Here is a 19951-nt window from a genome sequence, read left to right on the forward strand (position 1 = left end):
TTCCGGCGGGGCTTATTTCAGTACCTCTATTCACAATACTGTCTTTTCATTTTTTTCAAAAATAGGACAGATTGGTACTTTAGAAGAAGTTATCTCTTTTGAAATTACATTTTGCGGAAACTCAAGAGTTTTCGTTTCCGGCTTTCTTATGCTCATGCACCATTTCGCCGGAAACATTATCCACGTGGATTTTCTTTTTTCCCAGCTGCCCATATACGTTATTGCGGAACAATGTGTAAATCACCGAGGCTATAGGTATAAAAACCAGCATTCCCACAACGCCCATAAGGCTGCCGCCGATACTCACTGCTGCCAGAACCCAGATAGAAGGAAGTCCCACCGAATTCCCAACTACTCTGGGATAGATAAGATTTCCTTCAATCTGCTGCAGTACAAGAAACAGAATAATAAATATGAGAGCTTTCATAGGTGTGTCCATTAAAATTAGAAATGCACCTACGGCGCATCCTATAAAGGCACCGAAAATCGGAATTAGTGCAGTAAATGCTATCAGAACACCCACCAGCAATGCATAAGGCAGACGGAAGGCTGTCATCATAATAACAAACATAGTCCCGAGAATTGCAGCTTCCAGGCATTGACCCGCCAGGAAGTTTGAAAATGTCCTGTAGGTCAGTGAGCATACATCCAGTATCTTTTCCACATACTCTTTTTTCAGATATGCATACATAACCTTGCGTATCTGAATATTTAATCTTTCTTTTTGCAGAAGAATATAGCACGCAAACACGAAAGCAATTATAAATGTTGCCATCCCGCTTACAATACTCCTGGCAACGGTAAAAGTTGAGTCAAGGACACTGCCCGCTCCGTTTTTAAAAAACCCTATCACACCGTCCAGCATGTTCTTCCAATCTATTTCTATATCACCTATCCATGCCGCAACTTCCTTGTTATTATTGAAAAGCTCTTGTCCCCAATTCTGTACCTTAGGTAAAAAGTCCTGGATGTTCCTGCCCAGCAGTATAATAGTGCTGCCCAATCTTGGGATAACTACAAGGGATACGACAGCAATAACACCTATGACAATTAGTATGGTAAGTGCCAGGCTTACGGGTCTGGCAAGCTTTTTTTTCCATTTTTTCTGTTCCAGTTTTCCGTGCCAAAACAGCTTATGTTCCAGAAAGTGCATGGGTACATTTAAAACAAAGGCTATTGCCCCGCCTAAAAGGAAAGGAAATATGATACCAAGTATAAATCCCAGGGCATCCAGCACCATGCCGTATTTCCACAAAGCAACCAGAACAATGACAGTAAACAAAATCAGACCTCTGATTTTCCGTAAATTCTCTCTGTTCAAATCCATACTATACCTGCTTTCCAACGCCTTTTATCCAGATTATAATCGGTAATTTTTATTTTAGCATATAATAAATGATAGTTCCACAACTTTGCCTACTTACAGATATTTAATTTTAGTGGGTTTCTCCCATAGCAGCACTGATATCTTGTTTATTCTCCAGCGCGGCTTCTACCCCATACTCCAATGCCTGTGCAATCATTTCAGCTGACATGCTCGGTGTACCATCCGGCAGGTCTGTGACCTGTTCCGGCAGATAGGGAACATGAATAAACCCGCCTCTTATATTTGGATACTTCTTGTCAATGAGATAAAGCAGGCGGTACATTACGTCATTGCACACGAAAGTTCCTGCTGTATAAGAAACCTTTGCGGGAATTCCATGTTCACGCATCTTTTGTACCATTGCTTTTACCGGAATGCTTGCAAAATATCCCGTTTCGCCATCCCTGTGAATCGGCTCGTCAAAAGGCTGCTGCCCATCATTGTCGGGTATTCTGGCCTCCATCAGATTAATTGCTATTTTCTCTACAGACATACCGGAACGTCCCCCGGCTTGTCCTACACAGATTACGATGTCCGGCTTATGCTCCTCAATTCCGGCCTCCAGCACCTTGCCTTCCTTTTCAAACACTGTTGGAATTTCCAGCTTAATAATCTCCACACCCTTTATCTTGTCCGGCAGTAATTTTACAGCCTCATATGCCGGATTAACGCTTGCGCCCCCAAAGGGGTCAAACCCTGTAATTAATATTTTCACTTTTTTTCTCCTTTCTATCGTTTTGCAGCTAATAGACTTCCGGTTCGGGAATAATAATCTTTCCTCTCTCCATAATCTTCCGGTTGTCTGCAAAAATATCCGGTCTCCTTGCTACGATATCAAAATGACCGTTCGCCTCATGTATGCCCCCCAGTGCGATATTCCTTCCCACACCTACATGAAATGTCCCGTAGGAGGACTCGTCCTCAATATAGCATTTTCCTCTGCATTTTGAGTAGGAATTCAGGCCGATGCCCAGTTCCGATGCAACATATATTCCCAAGTCATGGAAATCTTCCATATACTCTTTCAGTTTCTTTCCGTCATCCGTCATTTCTATATCAGATATTCGCCCTTTTTTCAGGTATATTTTAAACGGTTTCTCTACCTTTCCTATATATCCCAGGGAGCCGTCTGCTGCCATAATACCCTCTGTCTTTGTCTCCTCTATGGGAACATATACTTCGATACTGGCGGAAGAAAACCCGTGTCCGTCTTTTACAACACCGTTGAAAAACCCGGCACTGCGGTTCATTTTATAAAACTTAAGATTGGTCCCAAGCTTCGTTGTCACATGGATAACAGAGGAAGAATTCAAATACTTCATAATTACTCCCGCCATCATCTTGCTCTTTTTTGTATCCATGGTCAGAAAACGATAAGACAGCATGGACCTTCCATCATTGGTAGATAAAGGAAGAGATAAAAATTTACTTCCTCTTTTTATTGCCCGCTTCGCTGCTTTCGTGGTCACCAGAGAATATTCTGTTGCTCCGATCACAGCCTTATACCCATCAAAAACGCCTTCATGCCTGTCAAAAAAATCACCTACTCTTTTTCCCTTTTCCTCAACAACCATAAGATCTACAGACAGTGCACGTTTACCGGCACAGGTTTTAAGCATGTTTGCCTCCGTGAGATAATTCTCGCTGGTAACAATCACCATCCGCTCCCATGGTTTCAGGCGAAGCCAGTCTTTGATTACAATCATGGCCCCTCTCTCTATGGACTTGTATTCCACATCAGATAATTTTTTCCTTTCCATTTTACTTCAGCACAATCATGTAAATAATCTGGAATACCAGCATAATAATCGCAGGAATTACCTGATTTTTAATAACTCCAAACCGATCCTTCATATCCAGCATGGCCACCGGTACGATGTTAAAGTTAGCCGCCATAGGTGTGCACAGTGTACCACAGTATCCACAGGTCAAGGCCAACATTCCGATGAGAACCGGATCCGCACCATAGCTTAAGACAAAGGGTGCCCCGACGCCAACCGTCATCACCGTGATAGCTGCAAAGGCATTTCCCATAATCATAGTAAACAGTGCCATTCCGATTGCAAACACAATAATTCCCACATTTACATTTCCTTCCGGGATTATTTTTCCTACAAGATTTGCTATAACATCCCCTACGCCTGCCGCGGTAAATATAGCTCCCAGGCTGGCAAGCAGCATAGGCAGCATACTTAAGGGTCCCACGGTAGAGAGAAGACGCTCCGAATCATTTAAAAATACCGACGGCTTGTTGTCCTTTGAAAATACCATAAGGGTAATAATCGATACAAGAATACCAAAACCGATTCCCACCAGGGCTCCCAGTGTCTTGAAGAAGATTGCAAAAATTATGGCAAATACACCGATAGATAACGCCGGAATAAAAATCTTCATGCCAATCTTATTATACATTTTTTCTGTATATTCTTCCGTAGGTTCATCTGATTTTCCGATTTTTACCTTTTTGAAAATAGCGGGAAGTGTCATAATCACAACTAATAAACCATTGCCAATCGGGGGAATCCAGCGCCCAAAGGCCATTACAACACCAAGGGCACACCAGAACACAGCAGTTCCCACTCTGGCGGGGTTCTCCTTGTCCAACGCATTCTTAGCGCCGGTATAGATGGATACAAGACCCATCACAATGTATATAACTTCCAGTAATTTTTCACCTGATGTAAACTCTGAACCAGTAAAAAATCCCATGTTTATTCCCCCTTCCTATTTTTTATCCCCATAATATTTTTTACGAAGTTTCTTATCTTTCAGATAATAGTATACGATGCCTACAACCAATGCGAAGATGCCCACCGGTATCTCCACCTTTGCCAGATCAATCAGCTCAACTTTATAGCCAAGAGGTTCCAGTGTAGACTGCACAAGCAAAGCGCCGCCTCCGCCGACGAACAGTACCTGGCAGAAGAACCATGCAATATTTTCCATCCCGGATGCCATTCCTTTTAGTTCTTCCACATGCTCTTCGTTGGGCTGGTGGCCACGTGCTTCAATTGCACCGTTTGCCATAGGCATAATAATAGGCCTTACAAAGCCTGCAACACCGCCGAAGCTGACATTAAACGCAGCAAATATACCGCGCATGATTCCATATGCCCCTATAACTATGCCTGAAGTGGCATTTTTCACCTTTCCAATCAACGCAGCTGCTGCATTTTTCAGCCCGTTTCTCTCCAGCGTTCCTGTCACCAGCATAATTAAGATAAAAATAGCCATGCTCCGATTCGCCACAAAGCTGTTTCCCAGTGTTTCCAAAAGCCCTGCAGCCCCAAGGTTTCCGACTATTGCGGTCACAATTGCAGCGACCAGGACAATCAGTATGGAATCCAGTTTCAGTGCAAATCCCACAATAACAATCAGTATTCCTAATAGTTTTAATAGTTCCATAGGTCTCCTCCTTCTCAGGGTAAATATTTTGATTTCAGACAATAATCGGACGCTGTCTGATGTGAGCCGCCTCAATGCTGCTATCTGAAATATTCCATTTATCTATATAAACGCATGTACTTCCTGCCAGCATCTTCAGTGTTGCCAGATCATGGGTCAAATGCGCTCTGGCACACAGATGCAGATATGAGCCCTGGGCCGTCTCATCGGCGACCTCGCTGGTATATGCCACTGTGGTTATCCACGGAAAGCGAATGGACGGATACCTGTGGGCAGGGTCAAATGCGAATGGAATCCAATAGTTAATCATGTCTTTATAATAATTTGCTGGAAATAGCTTCGGCATCCAGCCATGGGCATATTTTTCAAACTGCCGCGCCCACTCCTTATTCCAGTGCGTGATTTCGCTGTCCTCTGCAATGCTGTCGGCTATAACATCTTCCAGTTTCTTGTTGACAGGGTAATTACTCTTATAGGCTTCATCCGTCACTGTCCAGAAATACCCGTACAAGAGAGACCGGGGGAGCCAAAAGCCCTTATAGGATGGTGATGTATACCCGGAGAACTGCTGTTCCCACTCATGCGTCGGTACACCATGGTTGTCCACAATAATATCCGGCAGAAATTCCCTGAACAGCCGTGTCAGGCCCATTGCCTCTGTGTGGATTGTGTCGGGTTTAAAGTGCTCGTAATAAAATTCCCTGCCCACCGCATTAAATCTGGCAACATGCAGTTTCCATGCGGGATTATCCTTCTGCAGCTCATAGTGGATTGCAGATCCGTCTACATTTTCCATGGGGACGATTACAAGATTCAGTTTTTCCGGTATATTTTTGTATGATACATCCGTCAGCAGGGTCTTTATCAGCATGAAAGCCGCATTTGTACTGGATACCTCGTTGGCATGGTGACGGCAGTTTACAATTTCCGAAGGATACCGGGTAATCCTCCTGGTTCTTGATACATAACCCTCGCGTTTGGGTAAAACCTCCACAGCATAAAGCTCCCGTCCTGTATAAGACACGGCTGTTCTGTATACATTCAGTCCGGGCACCCGTTTCAGCTGATGAATGATTTCAATATATTTCTCATATCCTATCAGTTCATATTCAGACAAATCAATGTCAGAAATACGCAGATCTTTTTCTGTTTCCTTTGCACGGTCTGTAAAAATAGTATAACAGCCCGACCCTGTATCCAGTTTCAGGTAGTCTGTACCATAGAGTTTTTTTCCTATACCCAAAACGCCTTTTTCCAGAAGCGCTGCATATGCGGCAGCCACTTTTTCATCGGCACCTTCTATTCGGATTACCGCACCCCTGCCCTCTTTTGTCTCCTCTATCGTTTCCAGCCATGCCTGTATCGTTTGCCGCGAACCATTCGGGAATATTTTGCTGTCATTGCCACAGCTGATGAACGGTTCATGTGCTTTCTGTTTAAACAGGGTAACTTTCATATAAGGTTTTCCACTTTTCTTTCGGATAACGGGAAGAATCAGCCCTGGTGCATCCAGCATAACCCCTGCTTTTTCCATTCCTAAATTTTTAAAATAATCTGCCCCTGCAAAATATATGTCCTCATGAAGTCCGTCCAGGGTGGTAAATAAATCTTCTCTCGACGGCAGCTGATAATCTGGCTCACTTGCTTCAGCTTCAACCCTCAGTCTTGAGAAAAAGGGCTGCCCGTCTGCTGTAATCCTGCCACCTGTCTTTTCTTCTATATAAGCTCTGCAGTCCGGCAGCACTTCTTTTTGGTAAATCTCCCAGATACGCTCTACATCTGTCTCTATGCGAGTTTCAAGCAGTATTTCTCCATTTACCAAGACCTTGAGATATCCGGTTGAAGGGTGTACCTTACCCATCTGCGGGTAATCGTCCAGATAAGGGCGCTCATGGCTGGCTGCCTTACAGATAGACTCATAGATATTATTTTTATCCTTATCAAAGACTTTCAATTCATATGTCAGATCCTCCACCCCCTCATAGGGATAGAACATGATATTCTCTCTTGGAATGCCCAAAGCTTCCGCCAGCATATCTTCCGCAGGATACAGCTCCTGCAGATACCGGATGGCCAGATCATACCACTGTTCCGGGTCACCCCCCACATTGTTGTACGAAGGTGTAGCCCCGTCTTCGTCTGCCCAATCTGTGACTCCCTGCGGCAGAAATGGTTTAAACCCGATCTCCAGCCTGTCCGCCCCGCCTTTTTGTAGCAGCACAGGCACCACTTCTTCCTCCAGCCAGGAATATCCCTGTTTATATGCGCACAATATGGATATATTTTTTACAGCAGCACCTGCCTCTGCGATCCTTCTTGAGATCCTTTTAACAACCTGTCCACGTTCTTCTTTGCCTTCGCTAAGTGCCGCATATACTTCGACCTCGTCCCCAGATTTCAGTTTCGGATAGATCGAATTTTCAAATATTTCATGGAGTACATCCACTTCCCACTCAATATCATATTCTTTCTCATACACTGTTTCCATGCCCTTATGGTTTATAAAAGTGACCTCCGGAAACTCTGCTTTGATATCCTCCTGTCTGTTTTCTATTTCGGGAGATACGTAGGCCTTTGCTCCCGGCTTAGAAAATGCTTTTGTGTATGCAAGCTGTCCGTCCAGGTTCTTCATACACATACTATCTATTATCTCCTGCAGATAGTCAGTCCATGTATTAAAGTCTCCCTGCATCGGAAAATGCTCACAAAAATCAGCGGAAAATGCCTCCAACTCTTTTCCTGAACCTGCCACAGTGATGCGGATTCCATCTTCTTTTTCTGAAAATTTTATGGAGCATTCCTCTCCTGGTTCAAACACCAGAACATTTCCCGCACACTCTCTATCAGTAAGTAGAAGCCCCGCATAAGCTGTAGTCTCCATTCCCATACGAAACGCAAAATTGCATGCCGCTGCAAGCATAGATACATCCGCCTCTTTTGGCAGCAAAAAATGCACATCCATCTTATCCGGGAGGAAATCCAGATTCTCATCTTTTAAAATGAGGCCTGTGTCAAACAGGGTTTCCAGGCCTTTCTTACTCCGCCAGTCAAAATCCGCTACCGGCCTGGCCGCCTCCAGTGCAGATACATAGTCTTCAGGTATCTTATTGGGCTCACCTTTTACTGCGTACTGATTTAAATCTTTTAATTCAGCAGGTATTTCTTCACCTGAATTCCTGGACACAACCGGGAAAACTGCAGATTCACTCTGAAATCCCAGCAATCTTGCCATCTCAACAGCTATTTGCATCTCTTCCCAGGATAATCCTTCCCTGAGATGTAGTATTTTATTTTTCTCCTGTTTCATACAATTATCCCCTTTTCCCACTAGTTGAGCAAACATTTTCTATATGTTAGTAGGATTTGAGAGAAATGTCAATAAACTCGGACCTTTTTTGCAAATAAAATGAATATTCCATAAAATAAAAAGGCCAACCAAATCGGCCAGCCTTCTTCTTTTATGATTCAAATTGTCCTAATATCTTATATAAGGTTTTATATAACATTTTTATTTCTTCCAAATCCAGCTTCAGGCAGCTTCCTATACGTCTCGGTACCTCAACTGCTTTTTCCCGCAGTTCCTCACCAGCCTTTGTCAGAGTGACATTCAACACTCTTTCATCCTCTTTTGCCCTGGACCGCTCCACCCAGCCTTTTTGCTCCAGTTTCTTCAAAACTGGTGTAAGGGTTCCTGAATCCAGATAGAGATATTTCCCCAGTTCTTTTACGTTCACCTGCTTATGCTCCCATAGAACCATCATAGTAATATACTGGGTATAAGTCAAATCCAGTTCGTCCAGATATGGTTTATACAGCTTTACGATTTCCTTCGAGCATGCATACAGCGGAAAACATAACTGGTTTTCTAGTTTTAATGCATCGTATTTATCAGACATTCATCCTTCTCCATTACTAATCTTTCATTCACAGGACAGCATGCCTGTCATCTTTCATAATAGTTTTTCCACTTCTTTCTCTACATCAGAAACCTCTGTTGTTGGTTCAAAGCGCTCTGCAACATTGCCCTGTTTATCAATTAAGAACTTTGTAAAGTTCCATTTAATATCGGGGTCATCCTTATAATTTGGATTGGCTTCCGACAGCATCTTATCCAGAACAGGTGTCAACTTATGATCCGGGCTAAATCCTGCGAATCCTTTTTGTTCTTTCAGGTATTTATATAATGGAAGTGCATTATCTCCGTTTACCTCAATTTTAGAAAATTGTGGAAAAGTAACTCCAAACTTCAGGGAACAAAAGCTTACAATTTCCTCATCAGTTCCCGGAGCCTGACCGCCAAACTGGTTGCAGGGGAAGTCTAATATCTCAAAGCCCTGATCCTTATGTGCTTGATACAATTTCTCAAGTTCTTCATACTGAGGGGTAAAGCCACATTCTGTTGCAGTATTTACTATTAATAAAACTTTTCCTTCATAGTCCTTTAAGCTGACATTGTTTCCCTTTGTATCTTTTGCTTCAAATCCATAAATGCTCATAGTGTGTTCCTCCTGTTCTTTTTTGAAATTCCTTTTAACTGCAATTGTTCTTACTGCGCTGTTGATCCTGTTATACTGCGGGCGAATTCCTATACTGCCTTTAAGTCTTCCTCACCAGGTCTTCCTTTATGCATTACCTTAAAGCTACCTCTGCAATGAAATTCCTGCTCAGCCAATGGGATCTGTTTTGGTTCCAGTAATTTCTTAATTTGCTTGTATGTAGATGCAATCAACGCTGCGGTACTGAAATTAACTACCTTTTTAACCTTCTCTTTGTTCAGTGTGGCAACAAATTTCTTCACCGCATCATCTACACCTGCCGCATACACTGAACTGCCGAGGAACAAAATATCTACGGGCTCTGTAAGAGGCTGGTCAACAGTCTCTGCCGGAATACCTGTGGTCTTGCTGATTGCATCTGCCAGTTTCTTTGTGTTACCTGTTTTAGAATAATATCGAATTGCTATTTTCATTTTGTGTCTATTGTTCCTCCTTTTGATTAGATTCAATTAAATTGCCTACAATCTTTATGCTGAAAATATAACACAGACTCCTCTGGTCTGTCAATGCTTTTTTACTTTTTCTCAGATCCCCATACCTGCATTTTGTAAGAATTAGATGTCTGTATTCCGTCCTCATAGCGAATGATCAGCTGCATGGCAGAAAAAGCACCCTGTCAAAGGTGCTTTCCATTAAACATTGTATTTGAGCGATTTATGAGTTATACTTTTCCATCTCGCACCTGACATTTTCTTCGCAGGAGCGCATAGCCAATATTGTTTTTTCAAACAGATCATTTAATTCCCACCCAAGATTTTCTGCTCCCTGCCTGATAACGTCCCTGGAGCATCCAGCTGCAAACTTTTTGTCCTTGAACTTCTTTTTCACACTGGAAACTTCCATATCCATTACACTTTTCGAAGGACGCATCAAAGCTGCAGCACCAATCAATCCTGTCAGTTCATCTGCCGCAAACAAGACCTTCTCCATCTCGTGCTCCGGCTTTACGTCACAGCAAATGCCAAAACCGTGAGAACAGACAGAATGTATCATATCCTCTCCTACATTGCCTTCTCCCAAAAGCTCAGGTGCCTTTTTGCAATGTTCTTCCGGGTAGAGTTCAAAATCAATATCGTGAAGCAGTCCGGTGATTGCCCAGTATTCAGCCTCATCCCCATATCCCAGTTGGTTGGCATACCAGCGCATAACCCCCTCTACTGTAAGGGCGTGTTGAATATGGAATGGTTCCCTATTATATTTCTTAAGCAATTCAAATGCTTCTTCTCTTGTAACTTTACTTTCCATCGTTATTATCCACCTTTCTCTTTTTACTTGCTGTCTATTCATGCAGTTCTAAAGGAAGTCCGTCCGGATCACTAAAAAAAGTCATCCTTTTACCTGTAAACTCATCTACCCTAACAGATTCTGTCCGGATTCCTTTTTGATTTAACTCTTTTATTACTACATCCAAATCTTCCACATAAAACGCAAGATGTCTCAGACCACAGGCCTCTGGATAATTTGCCCGTTTTGGATTGTTTTTTCCCGAGAATATTTCCAGCTCACATCCATCAAGCTCAAGATCTAATTTATGATCTCCCCTATCCTGCCGGAAGTTTTCCCGAAGTATCTTAAACCCAAGAGTTTCTGTATAGAACTTTTTGGACCGTTCATAATCTGATACAATAATTGCTATATGATGTATTTTTTTCAGGTTCATACTAATTCCTCCCCAAGATGACTACAGATCTGATTCACTTACAAACACTATAATATATCTACGCAGAGAAAAAGTAAAGCAGGCATAAACTCATTAATAAAAAGACAGTTAAATTTATTTTAATTTTTCTTGACTTTTGATTTACTTTATGCTAATAATATTCAAGTTAAGAAAAGTTACTACTATCAAAGCAAGCGGCCTCCAGCAGCAATTAAATGAGAAAACAGCTCTTCTTTCTCAGACTCAGAATCAATTAGCTGAGACAAATCAGAAAAATGTATCTTTACAATCTGAAAAACAAAACCTGCAAGCAGAAAATGATCAGATTAAACAGCGTCTTTCACAAATGGAGGAAAAAACAAGAAGTGATTATGAGGACGCAGTAAAGTATTAGATTTTCTTTTGTTTTTCTTCTTATGATATCGTCTCTTTAGACCGGATGAAATGTGCGATACATACCGATGCAACGGGGACTGCCAATAAACAGGCAATTCCCCCAAACAACATGACAGCTACATCCTGAAATAAAAACTTGGAATTTATGATTGTCTCGAATGTGAATTTTCCGGTTTTCAGGTAGGCAAACAATAGCATAGATTCACCAAAATATGCAAACAGTAATGTATTGGTGGTCGTACCGATAATTTCTTTGCCAATCCGCAATCCAGAATGATACAGCTCCCTCCTGCTCAAGTCTTTCTTATGAACTGCCACTTCGTACACGGATGAGGTGATCGATAATGTCGTATCCAGCACAGCACCCAGTGTACTGAGCAGACAAATGCATACTGCTATATGAAGCATATTGATGTGAATGTCAACATTATAGAAATACATTACATCCTCCTGCATGGCTTGGATCTCATTCAAGCCGCCGCTTTTTGAATCCCATATCATTCCATAAATAGCAAACAACAAAATAAGCATTATTATTGCGGTAGCAAGAAAAGCTGCCTCTGTCTTCACGTTTTTCCCATTCTGTTTGATCAATGTGATATAACTAATTACTGCGCCTGCCAAGAGAGTAATGACCAGCGGGGAATGGCCGTCTGCCAGCAAAATGACTAACAGAGATAATACTGCAATATTTCCCGTGAGTGCCATCACCGAAACCGCACCTCGGTCACCGCCTACTGCCAAAATGAGAATAAAAAGAACAAGTGCAAGTATCCCTGTCATTTTTTTCCTCCCACCTGTAATCTGAATTTCATAAATAAAGATGCTATCAAAATACTTATGGGAATCGCCAGAACGATTCCTATACTTTCAATCAAAAACCGGCAGATTTCGTAAGGAATATGCAGCCGCACAATAGTCAGGAATCTTACATCATTATTCATGCGGATTAAAAATGTGGGAATCAGACCGCAGCCGAAGACAAAAAGCAGAACGTTCATCATGGTTCCCATAATGTCATATCCAATCTCTCTGCCTGACCAAAATAGCTGCAGAAATGTTACTTGTGAATTTTTTTGGACGATTTCACCCAGAGCCGCTGAGATGGTAACTGCTACATCCATAATTGCCCCCAGGCCTGCCAGCATGACTTCTGCCCGAAATAAGTCATCTGGATTGTCCAGACTGCCCAGATACTCCATTGTGGAATAATCCATCGCTTCTGTATTGGCCGTCACAATATCAAAAATCCCCATAATCGCAGCAAGAACACACAAAGTAGAAATAATAGCAGCCAAGGATTTTTTATTGAAACCGTTTAATAATAATAACGTTCCAACAGCAAACATAACTGACATAATATTACATAGTTTCAAAATGTCATCGCCTTTTAGAAATTTTGAAAGGCCCACAGCAAAAATTCCCAGGTTTACCACCAGGGTACAAATTGTCAAAATTCCTTTTTTCTCTGTCAAAAATATCAACAGGATAGACAGGATACCAATGAGCGCAGTTAAATGGACATCTCGCTTCAGACCCTGGATGTCCCCTGTCTGAGAGTGCCCATTTACACTTGCCAGAATGTTGTCTCCCTTACGGTACTTTTGATTAAGCACACCTGAAGATGAATATTCATTTCTTAATATGATGCTGCTGCTCTTCCATTTGCCGTTTAATACGACTCCATGTAAAACCTGTTTATAATATACATCTTTTTTCCCACGTGCGGCTTCAGCAGTTCTTTCCTTTACAGTATGCGCCTCTGTGACTTTCACTACAGGTGTTTTATACAGCCATGCATCATTTGCAGCAAATATAAGAGCCGCAAAATAAAAGACTATCAGCAGGCAGAAAAGTTTCCTTTTTTTAGTAGCTGAAAAAATACACATACTCTTCTTCAGCAAGTTTGCCATCTTTAATTCCCCCATTTATGATGTTGCAAATCTATTTTTTTACAGCTTTTATAATCACAAGAATTAAGAAACATGCAACCTCTAAAAGTACGATAGTTCCGCCTGGCTTCAAACCGGCATAGTACGACAGAAAAAGCCCGGCAATTGTAGTGCATAAAGCCACCACAATTGCTGAAAGCAATGTCTTCCGGTAACTTTTTCCTACCTGCATCCCACAGGCAACCGGTACCACCAGCATAGACGATACAATCAGTGCTCCCACAGTGCGGGATGCGATGGAAACTGTCAAGGCAGTTAGAATTGTAAAAAGAAAATTAATGCGGCGAACCGGTACACCGGAAATCCGCGCCGCATTTTCATCAAACCCTACATAGAACAATTCCCTGTAAAACAGCATAAGCATTATAAGAACAAATATACTCACAATGCAAACCATAAGAAGCTCCCCTTTACTGATAGATACGATGCTTCCAAATAAAAAGCTGTTAAAATTTGCCCCGTTCTTCACAAATCCGGACAGAACTCCCGCAAGGCCAATTCCCGCTGACATCACAATTGCAATTGCCATCTCCGCATACCTGGGTAATTTTTTACGGATACTCTCGATACCGAGGGCTGCGATAATACAGATTACTCCTGCCCCAAGTACGGGATTAATTCCCAAAAGAAGTCCCAGTGCCACACCGGCCAGTGAGGCATGAGAGAGCGCGTCGCCTATCATAGACATCCGCTTGAGTACAATTGTGATACCGATGCATGGCGTAATTACCGCCAGCAGTATTCCTACCAGAAAAGCCCGCTGCATAAAACCGTATTGTAAGATCCTCATACTTCCAGAATTCTCCCTTCTTCTGCTTTCAGAAACCTTCCCGCACCGATAAAGTCCCTGGTGCTTCCATGGGTAACCATGATAATCGTAAGCCCCTGTTCACGATTCCGTCTATATAAAACCTGACATAGAGATTTAAGCGAAACTGTATCCATTCCTGCCGATGGCTCGTCCAGTATCAGAAGCTCTGGATTTCCCACTAGCGCCCTGGCTAACATAACCCTTTGCTGTTGTCCTCCCGATAGTTCCCCGATTCGATTTTTAAGGAATTTCTGCATTTCCAGTTCCGCAAGTGCCTGGGCTATCTGTTTCCGCTTTTTTTCCCCCGTAAGCTTTTTTCTCCAGACAGGCTGATAGAGTCCGGTCAACATAATCTCTTCCACAGTGGCCGGAAAATCCTGGTTCTTAGTAATACTGTTCTGGGGCACATATCCTATCCTCATCCCCGAAAACCCCTGGGAGGGGTCTTTTCCAAAAACCTCTATAGTCCCCTGCTGAGGGCTTAATTCCCCCAGCAGAAGTTTTAGCAGTGTGCTTTTACCACTTCCGTTTTCTCCTGTGAGGATGGCATAATCCCCCTGCCTTATATTTAAGTTTACTTCCTTTAAAATCGGCATATCCACATACCGGAATGTCAGGTTTTTTATACTTATGCTTTCCAAAGGTTGTCCTCCTGCAAGTTTCGTTTCATGTCTTACTGATTTAAGGCTCCTTTTAAAGCCTCTAAATTTGTCTCCATAACAGAAAAGTAATCTTCCCCGGACTCCAGTTGTTCATCGCTTAATCCCTCCAGAGGGTTCAGAACCTCCGTTTTGGCTCCAATCTCATCTGCAATAGTTTCTGCAACTTTCGGACTCACCAGTTCCTCAAAGAAAATCGTTTTAACCTTATGCTCCTTCGCAAACTGTATAATTTCATCCATTCTCGCGGGATCAGGCTCAGAGTCAGGAGAAAGCCCCTCAATTCCAACTTGGTTTAAGCCATATGCTTTGCAAAGATACCCCAATGCCTCGTGTGCAGTGATAACCTCTTTTCTTTTTGTATCTGCAAGACCTTCTTTAAAAGCTTTATCAAGAGTATCAAATTCAACAGCGTATTTTTGATAATTCTTAGTATAATACTCTTTGTTTTCCGGGTCTGTGTCTGCCAAAGCGTTTTTAATATTTTCCATTTCAATCTTTGCATTCATCGGATTGAGCCATACATGGGGGTCATAACTTGTATCTTCTGCCTCCTCACCGTGAGTTTCCCCTTCCATAAGTTCTAGGCCTTCAGACGCCTCCACTACTGTCAGGTTTTTGTTATCCAGAGAATCCAGCATATCTTCTGTCCAATGTTCCATCCCTGCACCGTTATAAACAAACACATCAGCCTCTTCCAGTTGTTTTATATCTGTAGCCGCAGGTTCCCAATCATGCGGTTCAGTTCCTGCCGGTACCATATTGGTCACTTCCACTTTATCTCCGCCGACCTTTTGAGCAAAATCATACATAGGGTAAAAACTGGTCATTACCTTAAGCTTTCCACTATTCACTCCGGCCTGCTCTCCCTCTGTAGTATTTTTCCCTTTTTCAGTTGTTGTCTCTTTTAGTGTTCCGCATGCTGCTAAGACAGAAGAAACCGTAAAGGCTGTTATTAAAACATATACTGATTTTTTCACACTAAAGTCCTCCATATACTATTACGAAATCTAATTGGCATCTCTTAGAATAAGAGAGTAGTTGATAGTCAGAACAACGTTCACTTTAATCTGCATTTTTCGCAATATCCATACAGGATCGTATGTCCCTGATCCAGTTCGAACTTATGCTCCTCTAAAACATGGCCAAAAAAGTTGTCAATGCAGCCGCATTGTAGCGGTATCGACCGGCCGCACTTCAAACAGACAAGCTTACCATAGTTCTTTCTTTTATCTTCCTCTACAAAGCGATATTGTGCAGGCGCTCCCTCAACGGAGGGGATTTTTAAAACAATTCCCTCTTTATGTAAACGCTCTAAGGCACGATATACAGTGGTCCTGCCGATATGGATTCCTTCTATGCGAAAAGATTCCATAAACTGATCTACTGTGCAGAAAGTTTCTTTGTTCTGTTTTAGACAGCGCAATATTATGGACTGCTGCTTTGTATTGTATTTACATTTTTCAGTCATACTTCACCTTCGAAACGAATTTGAAAACCATTTTCATATTATACTACGTTTTTTGTTATCGTCAAGGAGTTATTTTCTTTTTTGTGCGTTTTTTGTTACAGATGCCTTTAACATATTTCAAACGGTGTGCATCCCGCTCAGTTTGCCCTGTGCGAGGAAAGACTGTTGCAAACCGGAAGTGCCAGGGGCTTTGCAAAACGAATTGATTACTGGATTGAACATGAAGACAGAAGAAAAAATATGGAAAAGTACGGAAAAGATTTCTACATCACAAACAGTGACTGTACCGCATACTGAAATGTAAGTCTGACATGCAGTTCAATATTAGTGAGCAAGATTCTCTGGGCCAAATCCCATAGGGAGCAGCTCTTCTAATTTGAACATCTTATAGTTCTCTGTGTCTGTCGCAAGGATAATCTGAAATTCTTTTGGATTGCAGAATTCCATCATCACCTGCCTGCATACGCCACAAGGCGCCGTAAGTTCTGTCACAGCCCCATTTTGGCCTCCAACAATACAGATTGCTTCAAATTCCTTCACCCCTGCGCTCACTGCTTTAAAAAAAGCAGTGCGCTCTGCACAGTTGCTGGGGGTATATGCCGCATTTTCAATATTGCAGCCCTGATAAATCTCACCGCTCTTTGCCAGCAGAGCCGCTCCCACTTTAAAATGGGAGTAGGGTGTATATGCATAGCTCATTGCATCAAATGCCTGTTCAATTAATTCTTTTACCGGCAGCATCTTATACACCTCTTTCGTCATTTATCAGCTCTCTTACAGCCTCCACCGCCACACGGATAGCCGCATCGGTATCATGGACGATTGGATTTTCCAGGCCTGCTTTTGCCCGCTCCTGGTTTGCCAGTACGAGAAATACAGAGCCAGCCCGCACTTTCAGATATCCGGCAACGATAAACAGCGCCGCGGATTCCATCTCTGACGCTTTGCAGCCGAGTTTCAACCAGGCATTCCACTTATTCATCAGCTCATACCCTACCGGTTTCGTCTCCGGTGAATGCTGCCCGTAAAAGGAATCCTTGCACTGTACTACGCCCACATGATAAGGTTTCTCCAACTTCTTTGCGGCCCTTACAAGCGCACTCGTCACATCGAAATCAGGGACAGCAGGGTACTCAATGGGCGCGTATTCTTTACTCGTTCCCTCCATGCGGATTGCCCCATTGGCAATCACCAAATCTCCGCTCTTTACGTTGATATCCATTCCTCCGCTGGTCCCGATACGGATAAAAGTGTCCGCCCCGGACATCACCAGTTCTTCCATCGCAATGGCTGCAGAAGGGCCGCCGATCCCGGTCGAAGTCACACTGATCTTTACGCCGTCCAGGAAACCGGAGTAAGTTACATATTCCCTGCTGTCCGCCATAAGAACAGGATTGTCCAAATATTTAGCAATCTTTTCACATCGTTTGGGATCTCCCGGCATAATAACATATTTTCCTACGTCGCCAGAACCTACCTGAATGTGATATTGCTTGCCTTCTTTTTCCGAATAATTGATCATACTAATTTTCCTCCCCCCTATTTTACTTCTAAACAGTGGTTAAAACTCCTCGTATGAGCTGGGATCCTGATTGTTTAAGCGCCCATCATCACGTGTTAACTTGCATATTGTGTGCATTTCTTCTTCGGTTAATGCAAAATCGAATATCGAAATATTTTCTAATTGATGCTGAGCAGAACCAGCCTTAGGGATTGGCAGTGTACCCAGCTGAATGTGCCAGCGCAGGATAATCTGTGACACTGTTTTAGTATGTTCTGCCGCTATCTTTTGGATTGCTTCATTTGTCAGGATTTCATTTCCTCTCCCCAGAGGGCTCCATGCTTCTGTCAATATGCCATGCTCTGTATTCCAGCCGCGCACCTCCTGCTGGTTGAAGCGGGGATGTAGTTCAATCTGATTCACGCTTGGCAGGACACCGGTTTCTTTCTCCAGCCTCTCTAAATGCTCCGGCAAAAAGTTGCAGACCCCGGCAGATCTTATCAGCCCTCGTTTTTTCGCCTCAAGCAGTGCCTGCCATGCCTCTACATATCGATCAGTCTTAGGATTCGGCCAGTGTATTAAATACAAGTCATAATAATCCAGACCAGCCCGATACAAAGACTCCTCTATCGTCTGCAGTGCTTCATTGTAAGCATGGTGACGCCCGGGAAGTTTTGATGTGATAAGTAGTTTTTCTCTTGGAACAGAACAGTCTTTTACTGCCTTTCCAACGGCTCCTTCGTTCTCATAATTAAATGCACTGTCTATTAAGCAGTAGCCGGCATCAACAGCACTTTTGATAGATGCGACTCCCTTTTTTCCATTAAGTCTATATGTACCAAAACCAATAAGCGGTATCTTAAGTCCGTCATTTAATACTTTTACTCCAATCATCTCTTACCTCATTTCCGCACTGTCTGCGTTATTCTTTTTATAGTTACACAGCAGCCTTAGCCATATCTCATAGATAGTATTTTCCCTGCTTATAAAATGCTGGCCGGCAGCGTCCTTGCTTAAATACCGTAATACATTCATCTAATGTCCTTACCTCTTCCGGGAAATAAGTTGCATATATTCCTACCTTTTCGTGAATCTGTACTTTATATTTTTGATAATGGTTACATATAGTGATCTATTCACGTTTGTAACGATGCCTTGCGCTGTAATAACTATTGTTGTTTATATTAAACGTAAAAAGTAGCGCCCCTGCTCTGGTAAAGTAAGGCGCTACTTGTAATAAATTATTTTACCGGCAGTTAGGTGTACTCTAGTCATCGGCTTTCTTGCTAAGTATATTATAGTCAATACTGTTAAACATGTCAAATTCTTTTAAATTAGGGGAGACGTAAAACATGCAGCGTATTTTTGCCTATGTTCCTGCGCCTTGCTTTTTCGCAGCCGGATGGCCTTCTTATGAACGATCAAAACAGACTCCGGATCTTTGTTTAATCCTGCATCTATTCCCTGCTAGATAAAAGGTATTCCCCGAAGAAATAAATTAACACAGGCCAGCATCTTGATCCCTTTTGGATTGCGGAGATTTTCCATCAGGTATTTGGTCGCGTATCTTAGCTCATCGTGATTTTCAATAATATTGGCATAGTAACCAACTCCCTGTGCCTTTACCTGCGTTTCGAAAACCATATCTCTCCACTTTTTAAAGTCATGCTTTGGAGAGTCATACCAACCATGCCCGCCCTTTGTGAGCACCTCACCAGTAAATTCAAACATGGTGGAGAAATGTCCATCATCACCATCCAGTTCATAAGAGGGGAGCTCAGGATGTTTTTAATATTAATAATCGCATCAATACGAAAACCTGCAATTCCTTTGTTAATCCACCAGTTAACCCTGTTAAAAAGTTCTCTTTTTACTTTCGGGTTCTCTCAGTTAAAATCCGGCTGCTCTTTGGCAAAAGCATGTAAATAGTATAAATCGGTCTTATGTACCGGCTCACAGGTGCTGCCTCCAAAGTAGGAACGGTAATTGGATGGTTCCTTTCCATTCACACCTTTGCGAAAGTAATAATAGTCTCCATTGGTGTCATTAAAGCTTTTAGGATAAATCAGATATGCGATCTTATCAAGCCACCATCTCTTTTTCATTCTTGCATATCTCAGTCTTCTTAAATTCTTCTTATAACGATTATAACGATGCTTATACGCATAAGTATT

General features: G+C 42.4%; 22 protein-coding genes and 1 pseudogene. 1 reads left to right on the forward strand and 22 read right to left on the reverse strand.

What is annotated here, in order from left to right:
* Nucleotides 1–121: 121 nt before the first annotated feature.
* The 17 genes from BN3456_RS06080 to BN3456_RS06165 all read right to left on the reverse strand — a co-directional run bounded on the left by BN3456_RS06080 (nt 122) and on the right by BN3456_RS06165 (nt 16276).
* Nucleotides 122–1327, reverse strand: a complete 1206-nt coding sequence (locus BN3456_RS06080; protein ID WP_089983256.1) for an AI-2E family transporter — start codon at nt 1325–1327, stop codon at nt 122–124.
* A 109-nt stretch (nt 1328–1436) separates the two neighbouring features.
* The gene (gene pcp, locus BN3456_RS06085; protein WP_089983257.1) at nt 1437–2081 is read right to left on the reverse strand and encodes a pyroglutamyl-peptidase I; all 645 of its coding nucleotides are present in this window, start codon (nt 2079–2081) and stop codon (nt 1437–1439) included.
* Nucleotides 2082–2109: 28 nt separating this feature from the next.
* Nucleotides 2110–3126 (reverse strand): peptidase, encoded by a 1017-nt coding sequence (locus tag BN3456_RS06090; RefSeq protein ID WP_242862818.1) that lies wholly within the window; start codon nt 3124–3126, stop codon nt 2110–2112.
* Between the two features lies 1 nt (nt 3127).
* A complete protein-coding gene (locus BN3456_RS06095; RefSeq protein WP_089983258.1) occupies nt 3128–4075 on the reverse strand; it encodes a DUF979 domain-containing protein in 948 nt (315 codons plus the stop codon).
* Between the two features lie 15 nt (nt 4076–4090).
* Nucleotides 4091–4771 carry a DUF969 domain-containing protein gene (locus BN3456_RS06100; protein ID WP_089983259.1) on the reverse strand — a complete coding sequence of 227 codons (681 nt, stop codon included), beginning with the start codon at nt 4769–4771 and terminating at the stop codon, nt 4091–4093.
* A 34-nt stretch (nt 4772–4805) separates the two neighbouring features.
* The gene (locus BN3456_RS06105; protein ID WP_176699117.1) at nt 4806–8078 is read right to left on the reverse strand and encodes a M14 family metallopeptidase; all 3273 of its coding nucleotides are present in this window, start codon (nt 8076–8078) and stop codon (nt 4806–4808) included.
* A 151-nt stretch (nt 8079–8229) separates the two neighbouring features.
* A complete protein-coding gene (locus BN3456_RS06110) occupies nt 8230–8667 on the reverse strand; it encodes a MarR family winged helix-turn-helix transcriptional regulator (protein ID WP_089983261.1) in 438 nt (145 codons plus the stop codon).
* A gap of 54 nt (nt 8668–8721) precedes the next feature.
* Entirely contained in the window at nt 8722–9267 is a 546-nt protein-coding gene (locus BN3456_RS06115) for a glutathione peroxidase (protein WP_089983262.1), read from the reverse strand.
* A gap of 89 nt (nt 9268–9356) precedes the next feature.
* Entirely contained in the window at nt 9357–9740 is a 384-nt protein-coding gene (locus BN3456_RS06120; RefSeq protein ID WP_089983263.1) for a flavodoxin family protein, read from the reverse strand.
* 241 nt (nt 9741–9981) lie between these two features.
* Nucleotides 9982–10572 (reverse strand): hydrolase, encoded by a 591-nt coding sequence (locus tag BN3456_RS06125; protein ID WP_089983264.1) that lies wholly within the window; start codon nt 10570–10572, stop codon nt 9982–9984.
* 34 nt (nt 10573–10606) lie between these two features.
* Nucleotides 10607–10987 carry an SMU1112c/YaeR family gloxylase I-like metalloprotein gene (locus BN3456_RS06130; RefSeq protein WP_089983265.1) on the reverse strand — a complete coding sequence of 127 codons (381 nt, stop codon included), beginning with the start codon at nt 10985–10987 and terminating at the stop codon, nt 10607–10609.
* A 414-nt stretch (nt 10988–11401) separates the two neighbouring features.
* On the reverse strand, nt 11402–12166 hold the full coding sequence (locus BN3456_RS06140) for a YibE/F family protein (protein ID WP_089983267.1): 765 nt from the start codon (nt 12164–12166) through the stop codon (nt 11402–11404).
* Nucleotides 12163–13296, reverse strand: coding sequence for a YibE/F family protein (locus tag BN3456_RS06145; protein ID WP_089983268.1), 1134 nt, complete (start codon nt 13294–13296; stop codon nt 12163–12165). The genes BN3456_RS06140 and BN3456_RS06145 overlap by 4 nt, the downstream gene beginning before the upstream one ends.
* A gap of 31 nt (nt 13297–13327) precedes the next feature.
* Nucleotides 13328–14125, reverse strand: coding sequence for a metal ABC transporter permease (locus BN3456_RS06150; protein WP_089983269.1), 798 nt, complete (start codon nt 14123–14125; stop codon nt 13328–13330).
* Complete coding sequence (locus tag BN3456_RS06155; RefSeq protein ID WP_242862819.1) at nt 14122–14787, reverse strand: metal ABC transporter ATP-binding protein; 666 nt, start codon at nt 14785–14787, stop codon at nt 14122–14124. The genes BN3456_RS06150 and BN3456_RS06155 overlap by 4 nt, the downstream gene beginning before the upstream one ends.
* Nucleotides 14788–14819: 32 nt before the next feature.
* The gene (locus tag BN3456_RS06160) at nt 14820–15785 is read right to left on the reverse strand and encodes a metal ABC transporter substrate-binding protein (protein WP_347457895.1); all 966 of its coding nucleotides are present in this window, start codon (nt 15783–15785) and stop codon (nt 14820–14822) included.
* Nucleotides 15786–15865: 80 nt separating this feature from the next.
* On the reverse strand, nt 15866–16276 hold the full coding sequence (locus BN3456_RS06165) for a Fur family transcriptional regulator (RefSeq protein ID WP_089983271.1): 411 nt from the start codon (nt 16274–16276) through the stop codon (nt 15866–15868).
* A 165-nt stretch (nt 16277–16441) separates the two neighbouring features.
* Here BN3456_RS06165 and BN3456_RS16440 point away from each other — a divergent pair, with 165 nt between their 5' ends.
* A complete protein-coding gene (locus BN3456_RS16440; RefSeq protein WP_278280273.1) occupies nt 16442–16573 on the forward strand; it encodes a hypothetical protein in 132 nt (43 codons plus the stop codon).
* Nucleotides 16574–16600: 27 nt separating this feature from the next.
* Here the strand turns inward: BN3456_RS16440 and cdd are convergent, their stop codons facing one another.
* From cdd to BN3456_RS15660, 5 genes and pseudogenes are all read right to left on the reverse strand, one after another.
* Nucleotides 16601–17017, reverse strand: coding sequence for a cytidine deaminase (gene cdd, locus BN3456_RS06170; protein ID WP_089983272.1), 417 nt, complete (start codon nt 17015–17017; stop codon nt 16601–16603).
* A gap of 1 nt (nt 17018) precedes the next feature.
* Complete coding sequence (gene udp, locus BN3456_RS06175) at nt 17019–17798, reverse strand: uridine phosphorylase (protein ID WP_089983273.1); 780 nt, start codon at nt 17796–17798, stop codon at nt 17019–17021.
* 39 nt (nt 17799–17837) lie between these two features.
* Nucleotides 17838–18671: an aldo/keto reductase gene (locus BN3456_RS06180; RefSeq protein ID WP_089983274.1), complete on the reverse strand. Its 834-nt coding sequence runs from the start codon at nt 18669–18671 to the stop codon at nt 17838–17840.
* Between the two features lie 573 nt (nt 18672–19244).
* Nucleotides 19245–19508 carry an alpha-amylase family glycosyl hydrolase gene (locus BN3456_RS16565; protein WP_089983275.1) on the reverse strand — a complete coding sequence of 88 codons (264 nt, stop codon included), beginning with the start codon at nt 19506–19508 and terminating at the stop codon, nt 19245–19247.
* A pseudogene (locus BN3456_RS15660) lies at nt 19400–19882 on the reverse strand (alpha-amylase family glycosyl hydrolase). The gene BN3456_RS16565 and the pseudogene BN3456_RS15660 overlap by 109 nt, the downstream one beginning before the upstream one ends.
* Nucleotides 19883–19951: the final 69 nt, after the last annotated feature.

Source organism: Clostridium sp. C105KSO13, assembly GCF_001517425.1.
Lineage (GTDB): Bacteria > Bacillota > Clostridia > Lachnospirales > Lachnospiraceae > Muricomes.

Excerpts from the sequence above, each read along its gene's own strand:
- BN3456_RS06080 (WP_089983256.1), bottom strand. The coding sequence starts at position 1,327 with ATGGATTTGAACAGAGAGAATTTACGGAAAATCAGAGGTCTGATTTTG.
- BN3456_RS06090 (WP_242862818.1), bottom strand. The coding sequence starts at position 3,126 with ATGGAAAGGAAAAAATTATCTGATGTGGAATACAAGTCCATAGAGAGA.
- BN3456_RS06095 (WP_089983258.1), bottom strand. The coding sequence starts at position 4,075 with ATGGGATTTTTTACTGGTTCAGAGTTTACATCAGGTGAAAAATTACTG.
- BN3456_RS06100 (WP_089983259.1), bottom strand. The coding sequence starts at position 4,771 with ATGGAACTATTAAAACTATTAGGAATACTGATTGTTATTGTGGGATTT.
- BN3456_RS06105 (WP_176699117.1), bottom strand. The coding sequence starts at position 8,078 with ATGAAACAGGAGAAAAATAAAATACTACATCTCAGGGAAGGATTATCC.
- BN3456_RS06110 (WP_089983261.1), bottom strand. The coding sequence starts at position 8,667 with ATGTCTGATAAATACGATGCATTAAAACTAGAAAACCAGTTATGTTTT.
- BN3456_RS06115 (WP_089983262.1), bottom strand. The coding sequence starts at position 9,267 with ATGAGCATTTATGGATTTGAAGCAAAAGATACAAAGGGAAACAATGTC.
- BN3456_RS06120 (WP_089983263.1), bottom strand. The coding sequence starts at position 9,740 with ATGAAAATAGCAATTCGATATTATTCTAAAACAGGTAACACAAAGAAA.
- BN3456_RS06125 (WP_089983264.1), bottom strand. The coding sequence starts at position 10,572 with ATGGAAAGTAAAGTTACAAGAGAAGAAGCATTTGAATTGCTTAAGAAA.
- BN3456_RS06130 (WP_089983265.1), bottom strand. The coding sequence starts at position 10,987 with ATGAACCTGAAAAAAATACATCATATAGCAATTATTGTATCAGATTAT.
- BN3456_RS06140 (WP_089983267.1), bottom strand. The coding sequence starts at position 12,166 with ATGACAGGGATACTTGCACTTGTTCTTTTTATTCTCATTTTGGCAGTA.
- BN3456_RS06145 (WP_089983268.1), bottom strand. The coding sequence starts at position 13,296 with ATGGCAAACTTGCTGAAGAAGAGTATGTGTATTTTTTCAGCTACTAAA.
- BN3456_RS06150 (WP_089983269.1), bottom strand. The coding sequence starts at position 14,125 with ATGAGGATCTTACAATACGGTTTTATGCAGCGGGCTTTTCTGGTAGGA.
- BN3456_RS06165 (WP_089983271.1), bottom strand. The coding sequence starts at position 16,276 with ATGACTGAAAAATGTAAATACAATACAAAGCAGCAGTCCATAATATTG.
- cdd (WP_089983272.1), bottom strand. The coding sequence starts at position 17,017 with ATGCTGCCGGTAAAAGAATTAATTGAACAGGCATTTGATGCAATGAGC.
- udp (WP_089983273.1), bottom strand. The coding sequence starts at position 17,798 with ATGATCAATTATTCGGAAAAAGAAGGCAAGCAATATCACATTCAGGTA.
- BN3456_RS06180 (WP_089983274.1), bottom strand. The coding sequence starts at position 18,671 with ATGATTGGAGTAAAAGTATTAAATGACGGACTTAAGATACCGCTTATT.
- BN3456_RS16565 (WP_089983275.1), bottom strand. The coding sequence starts at position 19,508 with ATGTTTGAATTTACTGGTGAGGTGCTCACAAAGGGCGGGCATGGTTGG.